This is a genomic window from Solidesulfovibrio sp. (genome assembly GCF_029978005.1).
Lineage (GTDB): Bacteria > Desulfobacterota > Desulfovibrionia > Desulfovibrionales > Desulfovibrionaceae > Solidesulfovibrio.
On the sequence record NZ_JARKOZ010000146.1, the window covers coordinates 1 to 16,686 of the forward strand.

Below are 16,686 nucleotides of genomic sequence, written 5' to 3' on the forward strand. Positions count from 1 at the left end.
GCGTCGGCGGCGGCCAGGGCCTCGGGCACGGTGAGCAGGCCCGAGGCGACCAGAACGATGGCCCCGAGCACCGCCGCGCCGGCCCGGTCCAGGGCCAGTCCCGGCAGCCGCCCCAAGGCCATGGCCGCGTACACGAACACGAAAACGACAAGCACGATGGCGCGCACGCCCCGGACCTAGCAGTTTTGCCGGCAAAATCCAAAACAAAAAAGCGGCCCCCGAAGGGGCCGCCTTCGTCGCCCTGCGGGCGGAAAAACTACTTGCCGAGCAGGGTGGCCACGCTCGGGTGTTCGCCGAACCAGTGCACCTCGCCGGAGTCGATGTCGTAGAGCGCCCCCACGACCTTGACCTTTCCGGCGGCGGCCATCTGCTTGAGCAGCGGGCTCTTGGCGTAGATGTCGCTTATGGCCTGCCAGATGTTGGCTTCAATGGACTTGTTGATCAGCTCCTCCAGATCCGAGGAGGCGAAGCGGGACTTGACGGACTTGACCGCCGGCACGATGGGGGAAACCAGCTTGCCGATGTTCTCGGTGACGGGCTCGTTTTTGACCACGGCCGTGACCGCGCCGCACTTGGTGTGGCCAAGGACCACGATGAGCGGCACGCCCAGGTGCTCGGCCCCGTATTCCATGGTGCCGATCTCGTCCACGGCGGCCACGTTGCCGGCCACGCGCACGGCGAAGATGTCGCCCACGCCCTGGTCGAAGACGATCTCCAGGGGCACGCGGGAATCGGCGCAGGACAGGATGGTGGCGAAGGGGTGCTGGCCGCCGGCGGTGGTCTCGTGACGGCGAGCGGCATCCTGGTGCGGCGCGACGCTGGCCGCCGCCACGTAGCGCATGTTGCCTTCCTTGAGTTTGCCCAGAGCCTCGTCAGCGCTCAGTCCCGGGCCGCCGGAAGAAGCCATGGCCAAGGCGCAAAGCGCGAAAAGCAATGCAGTCATGGTGGTCGCCGTGAAAAACCGTTTCATCTTGAATCCTCCCTCAGGCTGGTTATGGCTTCAACATACCTACAACAAACCCAAGGGCATGGTCAAAGCAATCCTGCCGCCCGAGCGGTTGCTCCCGCCAATTCCCCCGGGTATGCTGCCGGGGCGGGCGCGTCGCCCGCGCATCCGCAAGAACGGAGCCTGTCATGCTGGGAATCGTCGTTTTTGGCTGCGGCGCGGCGGTCATGGTGCTGGAGCTCGTGGGCGCGCGCATCCTGGCCCCGTTTTTCGGCACCTCCATGGTGGTGTGGAGCGGGCTCATCGGCCTCGTCCTGGCCAGCCTCGCCGTGGGCTACTGGCAGGGCGGGCGCATCGCCGACCGTCGCCCGAGCCCGGGCGTGCTTTCGGGGGTCATCGCCCTGGCCGCCGCCCTCGTTGCCGCCACGGCCGCAACCAAGATCCCGCTGCTGGAATTCTTGGCCACCCGCGCTCCGGGGCCGCGCCTGGCCGTGCTCGCCGCCGTGCTGCTGCTGTTCGCCCCGGCCGCCGCCCTGCTCGGCATGGTCGCGCCCTTCGCCGTGCGGCTGTCCGTGCGCGACGCCGCCACGTCGGGGACCACCGCGGGCCGGCTTTACGCCCTGTCCACCCTGGGCAGCATCGTCGGCACCTTCGCGGCGGGCTTTTTCCTCATCGCGGCCTGCGGCACCACGGCCACCCTCCTGGCCGTGGCCGGCTTCCTGCTCCTGCTGTCGCTTTTGGCCTCCCGGACCGGCATCAAGGGCAAGGCCGCGGCCGCGGCCGTGCTCCTGCTTTCCGGCCTGGCCATCCAGGCCACGGACCAGTCCCTGGCGGCGGCCGGCGTCGCGGACGTGGACACGGCCTACGGCCGGGTGCTGGTCTACTCGGGCATGGAACCGGACACCGGCCGCACGCTTCGCATCATGACCACCGGCCCCCTGCGCTGCCAGTCGGCCATCTACCCGGACGCACCTTCCGAGCTGGCCCTTCCCTACACGCGTTTTTTCGCCATGGGCTATTCCCTGGTCCCCGAACCGCGCCGGGTGCTGGTTCTCGGCGGCGGGGGCTACGCCTTCGCCCGCCACGCCGCGAGGAACCTGCCCGGCGCCACGGTCACCGTGGTGGAGCTCGACCCGGGTGTGACGGCCCTGGCCCGGAAACATTTCGGGCTCGCCGACGACCCGCGCCTGACCATCGTCCACGAGGACGCCCGGACCTTCGTCAACCGGCCCGGGGAGCCCTACGACCTGATCTACCTCGATGTCTTCGGCACGGACTACCTGCCGCCCTTCCACATGGTCACGCGGGAGGCGGCGACGCGCCTTGCGGCCCTGCTCGCCCCGGGCGGGGCGGTGGTGGTCAACGCCATCGGCGCGCCTCAGGGAACGGGCGGGCGTTTCCTGCGCTCCCTGGCCGCCACCTTCGCCACGGCCTTTCCCGACCTGGCCGTCTATCCCCTGGCCGGGCCTGAGAAAGCCGGGGAGGAGCAAAACGTCATGCTCGTCGCCCGCCCCGAGGAAGGCCCCGGCCCCGTGCCCACGGACGCCGAGACCCGGGCCTTCCTGACGGGAAGGCTCGACGATCCGTTCGGCAACGACGCGTTGGTCCTCACCGACGACCACGCGCCCGTGGAATGGCTGGGACTGGGATTGTAGCGCGGCGCGACGCGACGGGGGCGCGCGGGGCGTCGAGGTCTTCTCAAAAAGCCCCGACAGAAGGCGAGAGCCGCGATGCCGTGGCGCGCGGCTTCGGGAAAAGCGCTGGAACGGACCGGCGGGGGAGCGTCAGGAGGCGTCGAGGTCCAAGCCGACCGGACAGTGGTCCGAGCCCATGACCGTGTCGTCGATCCAGGCCCGGCGCACCCTGCCCCGCAGCTCCTCGGACACGAAGAAATAGTCGATGCGCCAGCCCACGTTGCGTTCGCGCGCCTTGAAGCGGTAGTCCCACCAGGTGTAGTGCCCGCCTTCCCGGGTGAACATGCGGAAGGTGTCCACGTAGCCGGCGTCCGTGAACTTGTCGAGCCAGGCCCGCTCCTCGGGCAGGAAGCCGGAGGTCTTCTCGTTGGCCTTGGCGTTTTTGAGGTCCAGGGCGGTGTGGGCGGTGTTGAAGTCGCCGCAGGCCACGATGGGCTTTTCCCGCCGCAAGGCCTCGGCGTGGGCCAGGAAGGCGTCGTAGTAGCCAAGCTTGTAGGCCAGGCGCTCGGGTCCCTGGCCGCCATTGGGAAAATAGACGTTGAAGAAGTAGAAGTCCTTGAATTCCATCTGAATGAGCCGCCCCTCCCCGCAGTAGACCGGGTCGGGCAGGTCCATGACCACGCTCAGGGGCTCGACCCGGGAGAAGCAGCCCACGCCGGAGTAGCCCTTCTTCACCACGGAACTGCACCAGAGCGTCCGGTACGTTTCCGTGTGGCCGAAATCGGCCTCATGGCCGGGCTGGATCTTGGACTCCTGTATGCCGACGACGTCCGCGCCGCAGCCGGCCAGCCAGTCCCAGAAGCCCTTCTGAACCACGGCCCGCAGGCCGTTGACGTTCCAGCTCATCAGGATCATGACGCTTCCTCCGCCTCTTCCCGGGACGAGTCGACCGTTTCGCCGCGCATCATGCGCAGGAAGGTCGCGGCGCAGTCCGGACAGAACTGCCGGCCCGCCTCTTCTTCGATGATGGAAAGGGCCGTGGACAGGGGCATGCCCCGCCGGTACGGCCGGTCCGTGGTCATGGCGTCGAAGGCGTCGGCAATGGCGATGATACGCGCTCCGAGGGGGATGTCCTCGCCCATGATGGCCGTGGGGTAGCCCCCGCCGTCCCAGCGTTCGTGGTGGAGCAGGATCAGCGGCAGGACCGGGGCCAGGGAGATGATGGGTCGCAGTATCTCCGCGCCGATGATGGCGTGCTCCTGGATCTTGGCGTACTCGCCGGGGGTGAGCTTGCCGGGTTTGAGCAGCACGGCGTCGCGCACGCCGATCTTCCCGATGTCGTGAAGGTTGGCCCCGATCTCGAGCTCGCGCAGGGCCTTGTCGTCCAGTTCCATGGCCCGGCCCAGGCGCATGGCCATGCGCGACACCCGGGCCGTGTGGCCCTTGGTGTATTCGTCGCGGGCCTCGAGCGCCGTGATGAGCGCGGACATGCTGGCCAGCACATGCTCGTGCTCCTTTTTGATGTGGCGGTAGCTCTCGGCCAAGAGCTGCTCCACCACGAGCTGCATCTTCTCCACGTCGAAGGGCTTGACGAAATAGCGGGACACGCCCAGGCGCTCGCCGCGCAAAATGTCGCTCTGCCGCCCCCGGGTGCTCATGATCACCACCATGGTGTGGCGCAGCTCGGGCTCGTCGCGCAATTTCTCGCACAGGGCGTAGCCATCCATCTCCGGCATCTCGATGTCCGTGACCACCACGTCTGGCTTGTGCTCCCGGGCCAGCTCCAGGGCCTCGCGGCCGTTCTGGGCCGTGATCACGAACAGGCCGCTCTTGATGAAGCTGTGGCGCAAAAGCTCCCGGATGAGCTTGGTGTCGTCGGCGACCAGGATCTTGTTGTGGCGCTTGCGCTCGACCAGATCCAGGTGCTCGGAGACCTTGGCCGCCAGCATCTCGGGCGGGAAGGACTTGAGCAGGTAGTCGTCCGCGCCGCAGCCGAAGGCCGTGTCCATGTCCAGGGGATCGTCGCTGCTGGAGAGGATGATCACGGGCAGGTAGCGGCCGGAGTTTTCCTCCTTGAGCCGCCGGCACAGGTCCAGGCCGGAAAGTCCGGGCAAAAGCACGCTCGTCAGCACGAGCTCGAAGGCGTGCTTGCGGCAAAGGGCCAGGGCCTGCTCGGCGTTGTGCGCGGCCACCACCCGGAAGCCGGCCGGCGACAGGGCGGCGCGCACCACGTGGAGCAAGGTCTTGCCGGCGTCCACGAAGAGGATTTCACGTCGGCCCGACCGGGCGGCCGCCTTGTTCCGTTCCTTGATCTCCTGGAGCACCGCGGCCAGGTTGTGGCGGTTGACGGGGTGGATGTCGCCGCCGTCGGGCACGGCGGCCATGCCCTGGGCATCGCCCTCCTCGAAGGGCAAAAGGTAGAGGATCGGGACGGCGCGGCCCATGTCCCGGGCCGCCGCCCGGATGCCCTCGATGAGCTGTTCGCTTTCCAGGCTCATGTAGGAGTCCTGGACCAGCACGGCGTCCGGAACCCGATCGTACAGAGGGAGATCCACCCGGCCGTCCTCGGGAAAGGCGAAAAGATAGTCCACGCCCGCCGTCAGGTAGATCTTGGACAGGAAGGCCCTGTAGAAAGCGATGTCGATGACATTGACGACGAACATCAACACCTCCCGGACGCAGGCAGCCGCGCCGCGTCCGGCTTACACTGCATCGGGCGTCAGGCGAAAGACAGCAACTCGGCGGAAAGGACCCCGGAAGAGAACGTCACCCTGGCGAAGCCGCCGCCCGAAAGCGCCCCGGGATTGACCACCGTGGTCGCGCCGAGCCGGTCCACGGCCCTGGCCTCGTGGATGTGTCCGGTGAGGCATACGGCCGGCTGCACCCGCTCGATGAAGGCGCGAACGGCCTGGCTTCCCACGTGGACGCCGCCGCCGACCACGTCCGTGGCCGTGCCGTGGGGCGGCGTATGGCAGACCATGACCAGGTGGGGGCAATGGGCCACGGCGGCGTAGCCGGTCTCGAGCCAGGCGGCGATGCGCTCCTCGCCGGCCTCGCTCGGCGTGCCGAAGGGCGTGGGCGTGGAATAGCCGCAGCCGAAAAATCCCACCCCCTGGGGGGTCACCCGGCCCGTGGCGTGGATGTTGACGCCCTCTCGCGTGAGGTAGGCGTCCACTTCGCTTTTGTCCATGTTGCCGATCTGGGCCATGATGACGGCATTTTCCCGCCGCACGGCCTCGATGACCGCTCTTGCCGCCGCAGCGCCGCCTTTTACCGTCAGATCGCCCGTGACGACGACGCCTGCCGCCGCGTCGAGCCCCGGCACGCGCGCCACGGCCGCCGCATCGTCGTGGATGTCGCCGATGCCGATCCAGTATGCGCCTTCGCCCATGCGCCCTCCCGCGCGTTCGACGCCCGGGAATGCGCTTCCCCAGGCGGCTTCCGCCTGCTACCATGCGGTCATTGTGAACAAAATGCAACCATCCGCCGCCTTCGACGCGGACAAGGCCGCCCTGCGGCGCGCCATGCTCGCCCGCCGCTTGGCCCTTTCGCCCGAGGCCGTGGCCCGGGCCAGCGTCGCCGTGGCGGCGCGCCTGTGGGAGCTGCCGGCTGCGGTCGCGGCCAGGGAAGTGCTGGCCTACCTGCCCGTCAAAAACGAGATCGACGCCGCCCTGATCGCCCGGGAGGCCCTGGCCCGGGGCAAGCGGCTGCTTTTGCCGCGCTGCCGGCCCCATGCGCCGGGCCTGCTCGACATCGGCTGCGTGGCCTGCCTCGAGGACGTGGTCCCCGGCCGCTTCGGCCTGCTGGAGCCCCGGGAGGAAGCCTGCCTGGCTCCGGACGCCTTCGCCCCGGACCTCATCCTCGTGCCCGGCCTGGCTTTCGACCTGGCCGGCGCGCGGCTCGGCTTCGGCGGCGGCTACTACGACAGGCTGCTGGCCCGCCCGGCGACCGCCGGCGCGTTCACGGCGGGCCTGGCCCACGACTTCCAGCTAGTGCCGCACCTGCCCACCCAGGCCTGGGACAGGCCGGTGGACGCGGTGCTCACCGAACTTCGAACCCGACTGGTCCGTGCATGAACTACATCCCCTTCGCCTTTCCCGGCCTGCCGGGCATCGGCTGCGCCTTCGGCTGCGGCCCCGACACCATGGCCTTCACCGGCGCGCCCGACCCGGCGGCTGTCATCGCCACGCGCCGCGCCCTGCGCGACGAGCTGGGCTTTACCGCCTGGCAGTCGCTTAGGCAGGTGCACGGCGTGCACATGGTCTTCGAACCGGAATGGGACACCCTGGAGCGGCCGAGCCTGGAGGCCGGCGACGGCCTGGCCGAGAGCCGGCCCGGCCGGGCCCTGGCCGTCAAGACGGCCGATTGCCAGCCCATCCTCATCGCCCACGAGTCCGGGGAGTTCGTGGCCGCCCTGCACGTCGGCTGGCGGGGCAACGTAGCGGATTTCTGCGGTCGGGGGGTGCGGTCGTTTTGCGTGCGCTACGGCCTGGCCCCAAGCGAACTTTATGCCGTGCGCGGCCCGAGCCTGGGGCCGGGGGAATCGGAATTCACCGCCTTCGAGACGGAATTCGGCGAGGCCTTCCGACCGTATTTCGACTACCGGAAGCGGCGGGTGGACCTGTGGCGGCTGACGCGCGACCAGCTCGTCGCGGCCGGCCTCGACCGGGACCGCATCTTCGGCCTGGACCTTTGCACCAAAAGCCTGCCGCTTTTCTTCTCCTACCGCCGCGACAGGACCGCCGGCCGCCAGGCCAGCCTCATCTGGATCAAGGAGAGGGGCTAGAACCGGAAGCCGCCGCTTTCGAACACGTGGCGGCAGGCCTCGACCACGTCCGCGTCGTAGCGGGTGCCGCTGCCAAGGCGCAGCTCGGCAAGGGCCGCCTCCAGGCCGCATGTCGCCCGGTAGGGCCGGTGCGAGGTCATGGCCTCGACCACGTCGGCCACGGCCAGGATGCGCGAACCGACGAGCGTTTCGCCGCAAAGGCCTTGGGGATAGCCCGAACCGTCCAGGCGCTCGTGGTGTTCGAGCACCATCCGGGCCACGGGCCAGGGAAAGGGAATGTTGCGCAGGATCGCGTAGCCGGCCTGGCTGTGCTCGCGCACGATGCCCATCTCGATGGGGCTTAGGGCCTCGGGCTTGGCCAGGATTTCCGAAGGCACGTGGATCTTGCCGATGTCGTGGACGAGCCCGGCCACGCGCAGGCCCTCCACGGCCTCGGCCTCGAGGCCCAGGGCGTCGGCCACGGCCACGGCCAGGCGGGAGACGCGCTCCTGGTGGCCGGCGGTGAAGGGGTCGCGCGTTTCCGAGGTCACGGTCAGGGCGTTGACCGTCTCCTCCAGGGCGCGGCGCAACCCGGCCACGGATTCGCGAAGGGCCTGCTCCACGCCGAGCCGGCGGCTGACGTCGCGAAGGACCAGCACCGTGCCGAGCCGGCCGCCCCGATCGTCCAGAATGTCCGAGCAGCGCTCCTCGACAGGCAGGCAGCCGCCGTCGGGGCGGCACAGCATGACGTTTTCCCGCCGCACGCCGCCCTCTTCTTCGCAGTCGCGCCGCGTGAGGTACACGCGCGAGAGCTCGCGCCCGAGCATGCTCCCCGAGGCCTGGCCCAGAAGTCTTTCGGCCATGGGATTGGCGAAGCGCACCAGGCCGTCGGCTCCGGCCGTGACCACGCCCTCGTCCAGGTGGGCCAGGGTCATGGCCATCCAGCGCTCGCTTTCGGCCAGCCGACGCTCCATGCGGGATTTGTACAGGGCGATTTCGAGGGCCGCGCCGAGTTCCCGATCTTCGAAGGGCTTGATGACGTAGCCGTGGGGGCCGGTCTCGCCGGCGCGACGCAGCGTCTCCGGGTCGGTGTGGGCGGTCAGGAAGACCACCGGCACGGCGAAAGCCTCCCGGATGCCGACGGCGGCGGCGATGCCGTCCATGGGGCCGGCCAGCATGATGTCCAGGAGGACCAGGTCCGGGGCGAGCTTCCCGGCCAGGCGCAGGGCCTCCTCGCCGGCGTCGGTCACGCCGGCCACCTCGTAGCCCAGGCGCTCCAGCCGGCGCCGGACGTCCATGACGACGATGGCCTCGTCCTCGACGACGAGCACCCGGGGCCGGGGCGCGGACTCAGCCATGGCCCCGTCCCTGCCCGTGCAGGATGTCGGCAAGGGCCGCGTCCAGGTCCGGGAAGCGGAAGGCGAAGCCGAGTTCGACAAGCCTTCGCGGCACGGCCCGCACGCCGCCAAGAAAAAGTTCCCGGGCCATCTCGCCCATGACCAGGCGCAGGACGGCCGCCGGCGCCCGGACGAAGGACGGCCTTCCCAGGGCCCGGCCGACGGCCCGGGCCAGGTCGTTCTGGGTGACCGCGCCCGGCGCGGCCAGGTTGAACGGGCCGAAGGCCCGTGGATGGTCCATGAGAAACCGGATGGCCGCCACTTCGTCTGCCAGGTGAATCCAGGGAAAATACTGCCGGCCCGAGCCCAGGGGGCCGCCGAGGAAGAAGCGGAAGGGCGCGAGCAGGCGCGGCAGGGCTCCGCCGTGCGCGCCGAGGACCACGGCCGTGCGCACGACCACCCGGCGCAGCCCCAGGGCCTCGGCCCCGGCCGTGGAGGCCTCCCAGTCCCGGGCCAGTTCGGCCAAAAACCCCGTGCCGCAGGGCGCGGATTCGTCCACGGGAACGTCGCCCCGGTCGCCGTAATAGCCCGTGGCCGAGGCCTGCACGAGCACGGCCGGGGGCGAGGCCGCCCGGGACAGGGCGTCCATCACGGCCGCGGCGGCGTCCAGGCGGCTTTGGCGCAGCCGCTTCTTGCGGGCCCGGGTCCACCAGCCTGAGGCGATGTTTTCTCCGACCAGGTTGACCAGGACGTCGGCCCCGTCGAGATGGCGGCTCCAGGCCGCGCCGCTCGTCCCGCCGGCCGTGGCGAAGGTCACGCCCGGCCAAGGTTTTTGCGCGCAGGCCGCGCGCGAGAGCACCACGACCTCGTGGCCGTCGTGCGTCAGGGAACGAACCAGGGCGCTCCCGATGAATCCCGTGCCGCCGGCGATGACCGCGCGCATGCCAGCCTCCTTGCCGCACTCCCTTGGATTCTTGGAACTCTTATACGGAAACCGGCGACCAAAGCAACGGGGAAGTCGCGCTCAGTAGGTGAAATCGAGCTGGTAGGAAACGGGCGTGGCCGGATCGAAGGGCCAGAAGAACAGCCCCTTTTTCAGCCACGGCGAGACGTCCAGGCGCGTGAGGGAAAGCTCCAGGGTGAGCGCGTAGGTCTGTCCCCGCTCCAGCCTGTCCCAGGGCCCGAGATCGATGAGGATCTCGCCCCAGGCCTTGCGGAAAAGCGCCGCCAGCTCCCTATCCGCCACCGCGCCCTGGCCGGGCAGCTCCACGGCGAACTCGCCGCCCTTGAGCCGGCGCAGCACGCTCTCGTAGCGGGCCGAGGACACCTCGCGGTTCCAGACGTAGTCGCGCTTGACCGAGAGTTTGGCCTTGCACACCAGGGCCAGGCGTTCGCCGGCCATGAGCACCTGGCGGATGGCGTCCGCGCCCGTGGGCTCGACGCCGAAACGCACCCAGATCTTGCCCTCGAAGTTGTTGAGCACGAGGTTGCTGAGCAAAAGCTCCTGGGCGCGCGAAGGCCCCGCGGCCACGAGCACGGCGGCCGCGGCCAGGGCCAGCGCCATGGTCAGGCGGCGCATGTGGCGGACGAAAAAAGGCATGCCGCTCCTTGGGTGCGCAAAACCAATCATGCGGTATTTGGGCCTAATCCAAGCCGCCCGCTTTGACAACAGCAAGGCCCCTCGGCTAACAGCCGAGGCGGCGGCTTCCCCGCCGGACCACTCGCCCATGAAACCCATCCGCCTCTACATCGTGGGGTCCGCCAAGGCCCCGTTTTTAAGGGACGCCGCCGCCCATTACCTGACGGCCCTGCGGCGCTACCTGCCGGCCGAGGAGATCGTGGTGCGCGACGGCAAGGCTTCCGAGCCGACCCGGCGCAAGGACGAGGAAGGCAAGGCCCTGCTGGGCCGGCTCTCCCCCCGCGACTGCGTCGTCGTCCTCGACGAACGCGGCCGGGCGCTCGCCTCGCGGGAACTGGCCGCCAAGGTGTCCTCGCTCATCGAGGACCCGGGCCGCGTCCCCTGCTTCGTCGTGGGCGGCGCTTTCGGGCTTTCCCAGGCGGTGCTCGACCGGGCGGACATGACCCTGTCCCTCGGTCCCGGCACCCTGCCCCACGAACTGGCCCGGGTAGTGCTCTACGAACAGCTCTACCGCGCGGCGGCCATTCTTGCCGGCGCGCCCTACCACCATTAAATTCCTGCAAAAGGCGGTCCGTATGCCCCTGCCCCTGCTCGACGCGGCCTATCTCAAGAAGCTGCACGCCTATTTCGAATCCGGCGACCTGGCCTTCGACTTCGACAACGCCTCCGAGGAAGTCAAGGGCGAGATCCTCGACTTCCTGGAGACCCTCATGGACTTGGCCGATGTGGCCGACGCCATGGCCACGCGGCTCATCTTCAAGGATTCCTACATGGAAGCCGCGGGCGTCGCGAAAAGCGACAGGTAGCGCGTCTTGCCGGCCACGGCGTAAGAGGCTTCGGCCCCAAGGCCAAAGCCGGCCGGCGTCTCCCCGGCCGGACAGGGCGCGCCGGTCATGGCCAAAACGGCCATGGGCGGGCGCACGATTTCCCGGCACAGGGCCAGAAACTGGGGCCAGGGCGCGAAGGCGCGGCTCAGGCACAGCACGAAGGCCCCGGGCTCCCGGGCCAGGATGTCCGGCACGGTGCGGCGCACGTCCCCCTCGGCCACCCGCAGGCCGGCCAGCCCCAGCCGGGCCACGGCCTCGGACAGGAACACGCAGCGCTTCTGGCGCGCCTCCAGCAGCCAGTACGGCCCCCGCTCCCAGAACGCCCGCAGCGGCAGGCCCGGCAGCCCGGCCCCGGCCCCGAAGTCCAGGCAGACCAGGGGCGCGCCCGCGGCCGGCAGCACGGCCGAGGCCGGTCCTCCCGCCAGGAAGTCGGCCAGATGCCAGGAGTCGGCCACGAGGGTCTCGAGCACGACCCGCCAATCCGACGGCCCGACCAGGTTGACCCGGGTGCGGAACCGCTCCACCAGCCCGAGATAACCGGCCAGGGCCTGGGCCTGGCGCGGGGAAAGCTCCCGGCCGAGGGCCAGGGCCGCCCCGGCCACCGCGTCCGCGTCCGGCATGGGCGCGCTCTGGGACATGGCCATTTTCCTCCGTCAAATTGACCGTTGCACATTTCGGCCCGTTGCTCTACCAATCGCGGCCGAAAAGACCTGCAAAGCTCTAAGGAGAGGCGAACGTGAGCGCAACCCGAAACAGCCTGGCCATCCTCTTTCCCGGCCAGGGTTCCCAGGAACGCGGCATGGGCCGCACCCTGGCCGAGGCCTCGTCCGAGGCCGCCGAACTGTGGCAGCTGGCCGAAAAGGCCTCCGGGCTCCCCCTGCGGGAAATTTACTGGGAGGGCGACGACGCGGCCATGGCCGACACCCGCGCCCTGCAGCCAGCCATGACCGCCGTGGGCCTGGGCCTGTGGTTTTACCTGCGCCCCAGGCTCTCCGGCATCGTCGGCTTCGCCGGCCACAGCCTCGGCGAATACGCCGCCCTGACCGCTTCCGGCATGCTGGAGGCAGGGCAGGCCCTGGCCCTGACCAGCCTTCGCGGCCGGCTCATGGCCGAGGCCGGCGGCGGCGACGGTGCCATGGCCGCCGTGCTCAAGCTTTCCCTCGAGGCCGTGGAGGACGTCGTGCGCGAGGCCGGCGAGGCCGCCGGCCGGCTCCTGGTCGTGGCCAACTACAATTCCCCGGGCCAGTTCGTGCTCTCCGGCGACAAGGCGGCCATCGAGGCCGCCGCCGCCCTGGTCAAGGAGCGCAAGGGCCGGGCCGTGCCGCTGGCCGTCAGCGGCGCGTTCCACAGCCCGCTCATGGCCGAGCCGGCGGCGGAGCTGGAAAAGGCTCTGCGCAAGGCCGGGCTTCGCGCCCCGTCCGTGGCCCCGGTCTATTTCAACGTCACCGGCGCGGCCGAGGCCGACGCGGACAAGGGGCTGGAGCGCATCTGCCGCCAGATGACCTCGCAGGTGCGCTGGATCGACACCATGGCCAACCTGCACGCCGCCGGCGCGCGCACCTTCGCGGAGCTCGGCCCCAAGGGCGTGCTGGCCAAGCTGGCCACTGTCAACCTCAAGGACGTCTGCGACGGCTGCACGGCCGTGGGCGTCCCCGACCCGGCCGCCGCGGCCGCCCTGGAGGCCTAGGGCATGCGCGCCACGACGTACCTGCAGGGGCTTCTGGAAAAGGCCCTGGCCGCGCGCGACATCCCCTGGCCGGAAAAAACCACCATCGAACCGCCGCGCGACAAGGCCCACGGCGACCTGGCCACCAACGTGGCCATGGTCGCCTCCAAGCAGGCCAAGACGCCGCCCCGGCAGCTGGCCGAGGCCCTGCGCGGGGAATTGCTGGCCGGCGGCGACGTCGCCGGCGTGGAAGTGGCCGGTCCGGGGTTTCTCAACGTCACCTTCGCACCGGCCTTCTGGCAGCGCACGGTGCTCGAGGTCCTGGACGCCGGCGACGGCTACGGCCGGCTCGACATCGGCCGGGGCACGCGCATCCAGGTGGAATTCGTCTCGGCCAACCCCACCGGCCCCCTGCACATCGGCCACGGCCGGGGCGCGGCCGTGGGCGACTCCCTGGCCCGGGTGCTTCGGGCCGCCGGCTTCGAGGTCGAGACCGAATACTACATCAACGACGCCGGCCGGCAGATGCGCATCCTCGGCATGTCCATCCTCTACCGCTACCGGGAGCTGCTCGGCGAGCCGGTGACCGAGCCCGAGGACTACTACCGGGGCGATTACGTCAAGGACCTGGCCCGGGAGCTCCTCGACCAGGGCGGCCGCGCCCTCCTCGACCTGCCCGAGGCCGAGGCCACGGACGTATGCCGCCTGCACGGCGAAAAGCGCATCCTGGACGGCATCAAGAAGGACTTGCGGGACTTCCGGGTCCACCACGACGTCTGGTTTCCGGAATCCACGCTCCTGGCCGCCGGCGCGGTGGACCGCACCTTCGCGGCGCTGCGGGAAAAGGGCCTGGCCTACGACAAGGACGGGGCCTTCTGGTTCGCCACCACCAACTTCGGCGACGACAAGGACCGGGTGCTGGTGAAATCCGGGGGCGAGCTCACCTATTTCGCCTCGGACATCGCCTACCACGACGACAAGTTCCGGCGCGGCTTCGACGTGGCCGTGGACATCTGGGGCGCGGACCATCACGGCTACGTGCCGCGCATGAAAGCCTGCGTGGCCGCGCTCGGGCGCGACCCCGAGGCGAGCCTCAAGGTCATCCTGGTCCAGCTCGTCAACCTGCTCAAGGGGGGCGAGCAGATCGCCATGTCCACCCGGGCCGGCAAGTTCGAGACCCTGGCCGACGTGGTGGCGGAAGTGGGGGCCGATGCGGCCCGCTTCATGTTTCTCTCGCGCAAGTCCGACAGCCACCTGGACTTCGACCTCGACGCGGTCAAGCAGAAGTCCATGGACAATCCGGTCTACTACGTCCAGTATGCCCACGCCCGGGTCAGGTCGCTTTTCGCCAAGGCGGCCGAGCGCGGCTTCTCCCCGGCCCCGGCCGGGCCGGAGCTGCTCGCCCGCCTGGACACGGCCGAGGACATGGAGCTTTTGAAGCTTCTGGAGCAGTACCCGGACACGGTGTCCGCCGCCGCCAGGACCTTCTCGCCGCACCTGGTGAGCTTCTACCTGCGCGACCTGGCCGGCAGGCTCCACCGCTACTACACCGTCAATCCGGTGCTGGCGGCCGGGGACGACGCCCTGGCGGCGGCGCGGCTGCATTTGCTGGCCGCCGTGGCCGCGGTGGTCAAAAACGGGCTGGCCCTGCTCGGCGTGTCGGCCCCGGAAAAAATGTAGGCGTCTTGACATTCGCCCGCCTTTGGCAATGATGCCTAGGCCGAGGAACCGAGCCCCATGAAGCTTCTCAGTCGATTCAACGTATCCCAGGACAAGGGGGGACCCAAGAAGTTCTCCTTTGAGATCAGCATGTCCGGCGTCATTTCCGTCGGCATCGTGGTGGTGCTCGGCATGTGCTGGGTATTCATCCTCGGCATCCTGGTCGGGCGCGGCTACAAGCCCGAGGCCGCCGTGCCGCAGATCGCCCAGATGATGCCGACCACCGAGGTCAGACAGCCCGAGGGCACGACCCAGGCCTCGCCGCCGACCGTGCTCAAGCCCGAGGAGCTGCAGTTCATGGAGGGCCTGCACGACAAGGACGGCGAAGTGGTGGCCGATTCCACCCAGAAGTCCTCGGCCGACGGCCGCAAGGCCCCGGAGGCCAAAACCGCCGCGCCCATGGGCTCCGCCCAGGCTCCCGTGGCCATCCCGGCCCGGCCCGGCCCGATTCCGGCCGCGCCGGTCGCGGGGGCCGTGCCGGCCGCGCCGCAAAAGCAGGCCCCGGCCCCGAAGGCCGCTCCAGCGCCCCAGGCCAAGGCCGCCGTGGAGCCCAAGGCCCCCTTCGAGAAGAAGGAGGCCGGCAAGTTCGCGGCCACCTACCAGGTGGCGTCCTTTCCGTCCAAGGAGCAGGCCGAGACCATGGTCAAGGAGCTTTCCCGCAAGGGGGTTTCGGCCTCGGTCCAGGAGGCCAGTTCCGGCAGCCGGGCGGTCTTCCGGGTCAAGGTCGTGATCAAGGGCACGGAGGCGGAAATCGCCGACGGGCTGCGGCGTACGGGCGAAAAAGGCCCTATACTTCTCGGCAAAAAACCCTTATAAGAATCGTCCGCTTTCGCGGCAAAATCGTTGCACAAAGAGGACCGCCAATGATCCCAGGCTCTTTCGTCCCCACCAAGGCGTTTTTCACCAAAGGTGTCGGCCGCCACAAAAATAAGCTCCAGTCCTTCGAGCTGGCCCTGCGCGAGGCGGGCATCGAAAAGCTCAACCTGGTCTACGTGTCGAGCATCTATCCGCCGCACTGCCAGTTGATCACCATCCCCGAGGGCGTGAGCCTTTTAAGTCCCGGCCAGATCACCTTCTGCGTCATGGCCCGCAACGCCACGGACGAGAAGAACCGCCTGGTCGGCTCCGCCGTGGGCATGGCCTTCCCGGCCGACAAATCCAACTACGGCTATATTTCCGAGCACACGGCCTTCGGGGCCGAGGAGCAGGAGATCGGCGACTTCGCCGAAGACCTGGCCTCCACCATGCTCGCCACCACGCTGGGCATCGACTTCGATCCCGAGACGGCCTACGACGAACGCCGCCAGACCTACCTCATGAGCGGCAAGATCATCGATTCCGCCTCCATGCCCTGCGTCACCACGGGCGAGTCCGGCATGTGGACCACGACCATCTCCGCGGTGGTGTTCATTCCCTAGGCCCATGCTCCAGGCGGACCGCTTCGCCGCCGGCCGGGCGGCCGCGACCACTCCGGAGCACGGATGATGGACGCTGTCGCCCGCGCCCGGGAAATCGTCAAGCGGCTCTCGCCGCTCTACCCCGACCTCGTGCCGGCGCTCGATTATCGAAGCGCCTATGAACTCCTGGTGGCCACGGTCCTGGCCGCCCAGTGCACCGACGCCCGGGTCAACACCGTCACCCCCGAGTTCTTCCGCCGCTGGCCTGATCCGGCCGTCCTGTCCCGGGCCGAGGTCGGAGCCGTGGAGGAAGTGGTGCATTCCACGGGTTTTTTCCGGCAAAAGGCGAAAAACCTCGTGGCCGCGGCGAAGCTCATGGTCTCGCGCCACGGCGGGGCCGTGCCGGACACCATGGAGGCCCTGACCGCCCTGCCGGGCGTCGCCCGCAAGACGGCCAACATCGTCCTGTCCAACGCCCTGGGCAAAAACGAGGGCATCGCCGTGGACACCCACGTGCGCCGGCTGTCCTTCCGCCTGGGCTTGACGTCCTCGGACAACCCGATCATCATAGAAAAAGACATGATGCCGCTTTTCGAGCGCAAGGACTGGGGGGCCGTCAACCACCTGCTCGTGCTCCACGGCCGGGCCGTGTGCAAGGCCCGCTCTCCGCGTTGCGACGCCTGCGTGCTCGGCGACGTCTGCCCGAAGCTCGGGCTCTGACCGTGTCCCAGGGCCCCGTGACGCGCCGGCCGGGCC

18 protein-coding genes are annotated in these 16,686 nt (G+C 69.4%); 10 read left to right on the forward strand and 8 right to left on the reverse strand.

What is annotated here, in order from left to right; all coding sequences use genetic code 11:
• Positions 1-256 precede the first annotated feature (256 nt).
• Positions 257-970, reverse strand: a complete 714-nt coding sequence (locus Q1K70_RS16690; RefSeq protein ID WP_300161856.1) for a carbonic anhydrase — start codon at positions 968-970, stop codon at positions 257-259.
• A gap of 164 nt (positions 971-1,134) precedes the next feature.
• On the opposite strand from Q1K70_RS16690, the gene Q1K70_RS16695 reads away from it, so the two are divergent.
• Complete coding sequence (locus Q1K70_RS16695; protein ID WP_300161859.1) at positions 1,135-2,601, forward strand: fused MFS/spermidine synthase; 1,467 nt, start codon at positions 1,135-1,137, stop codon at positions 2,599-2,601.
• 129 nt (positions 2,602-2,730) lie between these two features.
• On the opposite strand, the gene Q1K70_RS16700 is transcribed toward Q1K70_RS16695, so the two are convergent.
• From Q1K70_RS16700 to Q1K70_RS16710, 3 genes are read right to left on the reverse strand one after another with little or no spacing between them, the layout of a single operon-like run.
• Positions 2,731-3,495, reverse strand: a complete 765-nt coding sequence (locus Q1K70_RS16700) for an exodeoxyribonuclease III (protein WP_300161862.1) — start codon at positions 3,493-3,495, stop codon at positions 2,731-2,733.
• On the reverse strand, positions 3,492-5,243 hold the full coding sequence (locus Q1K70_RS16705) for a response regulator (RefSeq protein WP_300161865.1): 1,752 nt from the start codon (positions 5,241-5,243) through the stop codon (positions 3,492-3,494). Before Q1K70_RS16705 ends, Q1K70_RS16700 begins: the two co-directional genes overlap by 4 nt.
• 56 nt (positions 5,244-5,299) lie before the next feature.
• Positions 5,300-5,971: a metallophosphoesterase family protein gene (locus Q1K70_RS16710; protein WP_300161867.1), complete on the reverse strand. Its 672-nt coding sequence runs from the start codon at positions 5,969-5,971 to the stop codon at positions 5,300-5,302.
• An 82-nt stretch (positions 5,972-6,053) separates the two neighbouring features.
• On the opposite strand from Q1K70_RS16710, the gene Q1K70_RS16715 reads away from it, so the two are divergent.
• Positions 6,054-6,656 carry a 5-formyltetrahydrofolate cyclo-ligase gene (locus Q1K70_RS16715; protein WP_300161870.1) on the forward strand — a complete coding sequence of 201 codons (603 nt, stop codon included), beginning with the start codon at positions 6,054-6,056 and terminating at the stop codon, positions 6,654-6,656.
• The gene (locus tag Q1K70_RS16720; protein ID WP_300161873.1) at positions 6,653-7,366 is read left to right on the forward strand and encodes a polyphenol oxidase family protein; all 714 of its coding nucleotides are present in this window, start codon (positions 6,653-6,655) and stop codon (positions 7,364-7,366) included. Before Q1K70_RS16715 ends, Q1K70_RS16720 begins: the two co-directional genes overlap by 4 nt.
• On the opposite strand, the gene Q1K70_RS16725 is transcribed toward Q1K70_RS16720, so the two are convergent.
• The 3 genes from Q1K70_RS16725 to Q1K70_RS16735 form a co-directional block, all read right to left on the reverse strand.
• On the reverse strand, positions 7,363-8,703 hold the full coding sequence (locus Q1K70_RS16725) for an HD domain-containing phosphohydrolase (protein WP_300161876.1): 1,341 nt from the start codon (positions 8,701-8,703) through the stop codon (positions 7,363-7,365). The two genes, Q1K70_RS16720 and Q1K70_RS16725, sit on opposite strands and share 4 nt — an antisense overlap.
• On the reverse strand, positions 8,696-9,625 hold the full coding sequence (locus tag Q1K70_RS16730; protein ID WP_300161879.1) for a TIGR01777 family oxidoreductase: 930 nt from the start codon (positions 9,623-9,625) through the stop codon (positions 8,696-8,698). The genes Q1K70_RS16725 and Q1K70_RS16730 overlap by 8 nt, the downstream gene beginning before the upstream one ends.
• Before the next feature lie 81 nt (positions 9,626-9,706).
• On the reverse strand, positions 9,707-10,282 hold the full coding sequence (locus tag Q1K70_RS16735) for a DUF4390 domain-containing protein (protein ID WP_300161882.1): 576 nt from the start codon (positions 10,280-10,282) through the stop codon (positions 9,707-9,709).
• A gap of 127 nt (positions 10,283-10,409) precedes the next feature.
• Between Q1K70_RS16735 and Q1K70_RS16740 the strand changes: the two genes are divergently transcribed.
• Complete coding sequence (locus Q1K70_RS16740) at positions 10,410-10,874, forward strand: 23S rRNA (pseudouridine(1915)-N(3))-methyltransferase RlmH (protein WP_300161885.1); 465 nt, start codon at positions 10,410-10,412, stop codon at positions 10,872-10,874.
• A gap of 22 nt (positions 10,875-10,896) precedes the next feature.
• On the forward strand, positions 10,897-11,127 hold the full coding sequence (locus Q1K70_RS16745) for a hypothetical protein (RefSeq protein WP_300161888.1): 231 nt from the start codon (positions 10,897-10,899) through the stop codon (positions 11,125-11,127).
• Here the strand turns inward: Q1K70_RS16745 and Q1K70_RS16750 are convergent.
• Positions 11,088-11,786 (reverse strand): RsmG family class I SAM-dependent methyltransferase, encoded by a 699-nt coding sequence (locus Q1K70_RS16750; RefSeq protein WP_300161891.1) that lies wholly within the window; start codon positions 11,784-11,786, stop codon positions 11,088-11,090. The two genes, Q1K70_RS16745 and Q1K70_RS16750, sit on opposite strands and share 40 nt — an antisense overlap.
• Positions 11,787-11,884: 98 nt before the next feature.
• On the opposite strand from Q1K70_RS16750, the gene Q1K70_RS16755 reads away from it, so the two are divergent.
• The 5 genes from Q1K70_RS16755 to nth all read left to right on the forward strand — a co-directional run bounded on the left by Q1K70_RS16755 (position 11,885) and on the right by nth (position 16,650).
• Positions 11,885-12,835, forward strand: a complete 951-nt coding sequence (locus tag Q1K70_RS16755) for an ACP S-malonyltransferase (RefSeq protein WP_300161894.1) — start codon at positions 11,885-11,887, stop codon at positions 12,833-12,835.
• 3 nt (positions 12,836-12,838) lie between these two features.
• Complete coding sequence (argS, locus tag Q1K70_RS16760) at positions 12,839-14,494, forward strand: arginine--tRNA ligase (RefSeq protein ID WP_300161897.1); 1,656 nt, start codon at positions 12,839-12,841, stop codon at positions 14,492-14,494.
• A gap of 57 nt (positions 14,495-14,551) precedes the next feature.
• Positions 14,552-15,349 (forward strand): SPOR domain-containing protein, encoded by a 798-nt coding sequence (locus tag Q1K70_RS16765; protein ID WP_300161900.1) that lies wholly within the window; start codon positions 14,552-14,554, stop codon positions 15,347-15,349.
• A gap of 47 nt (positions 15,350-15,396) precedes the next feature.
• Positions 15,397-15,951, forward strand: a complete 555-nt coding sequence (locus Q1K70_RS16770) for an arginine decarboxylase, pyruvoyl-dependent (protein WP_300161903.1) — start codon at positions 15,397-15,399, stop codon at positions 15,949-15,951.
• Positions 15,952-16,017: 66 nt separating this feature from the next.
• On the forward strand, positions 16,018-16,650 hold the full coding sequence (nth, locus tag Q1K70_RS16775) for an endonuclease III (RefSeq protein ID WP_300161962.1): 633 nt from the start codon (positions 16,018-16,020) through the stop codon (positions 16,648-16,650).
• The last annotated feature ends 36 nt before the right edge of the window (positions 16,651-16,686 follow it).

Bases quoted from the DNA above. Each gene is read 5' to 3' on its own strand.
- Q1K70_RS16690 (WP_300161856.1), bottom strand. From the start codon at position 970: ATGAAACGGTTTTTCACGGCGACCACCATGACTGCATTGCTTTTCGCG.
- Q1K70_RS16695 (WP_300161859.1), top strand. From the start codon at position 1,135: ATGCTGGGAATCGTCGTTTTTGGCTGCGGCGCGGCGGTCATGGTGCTG.
- Q1K70_RS16700 (WP_300161862.1), bottom strand. From the start codon at position 3,495: ATGATCCTGATGAGCTGGAACGTCAACGGCCTGCGGGCCGTGGTTCAG.
- Q1K70_RS16705 (WP_300161865.1), bottom strand. From the start codon at position 5,243: ATGTTCGTCGTCAATGTCATCGACATCGCTTTCTACAGGGCCTTCCTG.
- Q1K70_RS16710 (WP_300161867.1), bottom strand. From the start codon at position 5,971: ATGGGCGAAGGCGCATACTGGATCGGCATCGGCGACATCCACGACGAT.
- Q1K70_RS16715 (WP_300161870.1), top strand. From the start codon at position 6,054: ATGCAACCATCCGCCGCCTTCGACGCGGACAAGGCCGCCCTGCGGCGC.
- Q1K70_RS16720 (WP_300161873.1), top strand. From the start codon at position 6,653: ATGAACTACATCCCCTTCGCCTTTCCCGGCCTGCCGGGCATCGGCTGC.
- Q1K70_RS16725 (WP_300161876.1), bottom strand. From the start codon at position 8,703: ATGGCTGAGTCCGCGCCCCGGCCCCGGGTGCTCGTCGTCGAGGACGAG.
- Q1K70_RS16730 (WP_300161879.1), bottom strand. From the start codon at position 9,625: ATGCGCGCGGTCATCGCCGGCGGCACGGGATTCATCGGGAGCGCCCTG.
- Q1K70_RS16735 (WP_300161882.1), bottom strand. From the start codon at position 10,282: ATGCCTTTTTTCGTCCGCCACATGCGCCGCCTGACCATGGCGCTGGCC.
- Q1K70_RS16740 (WP_300161885.1), top strand. From the start codon at position 10,410: ATGAAACCCATCCGCCTCTACATCGTGGGGTCCGCCAAGGCCCCGTTT.
- Q1K70_RS16745 (WP_300161888.1), top strand. From the start codon at position 10,897: ATGCCCCTGCCCCTGCTCGACGCGGCCTATCTCAAGAAGCTGCACGCC.
- Q1K70_RS16750 (WP_300161891.1), bottom strand. From the start codon at position 11,786: ATGTCCCAGAGCGCGCCCATGCCGGACGCGGACGCGGTGGCCGGGGCG.
- argS (WP_300161897.1), top strand. From the start codon at position 12,839: ATGCGCGCCACGACGTACCTGCAGGGGCTTCTGGAAAAGGCCCTGGCC.
- Q1K70_RS16765 (WP_300161900.1), top strand. From the start codon at position 14,552: ATGAAGCTTCTCAGTCGATTCAACGTATCCCAGGACAAGGGGGGACCC.
- Q1K70_RS16770 (WP_300161903.1), top strand. From the start codon at position 15,397: ATGATCCCAGGCTCTTTCGTCCCCACCAAGGCGTTTTTCACCAAAGGT.
- nth (WP_300161962.1), top strand. From the start codon at position 16,018: ATGGACGCTGTCGCCCGCGCCCGGGAAATCGTCAAGCGGCTCTCGCCG.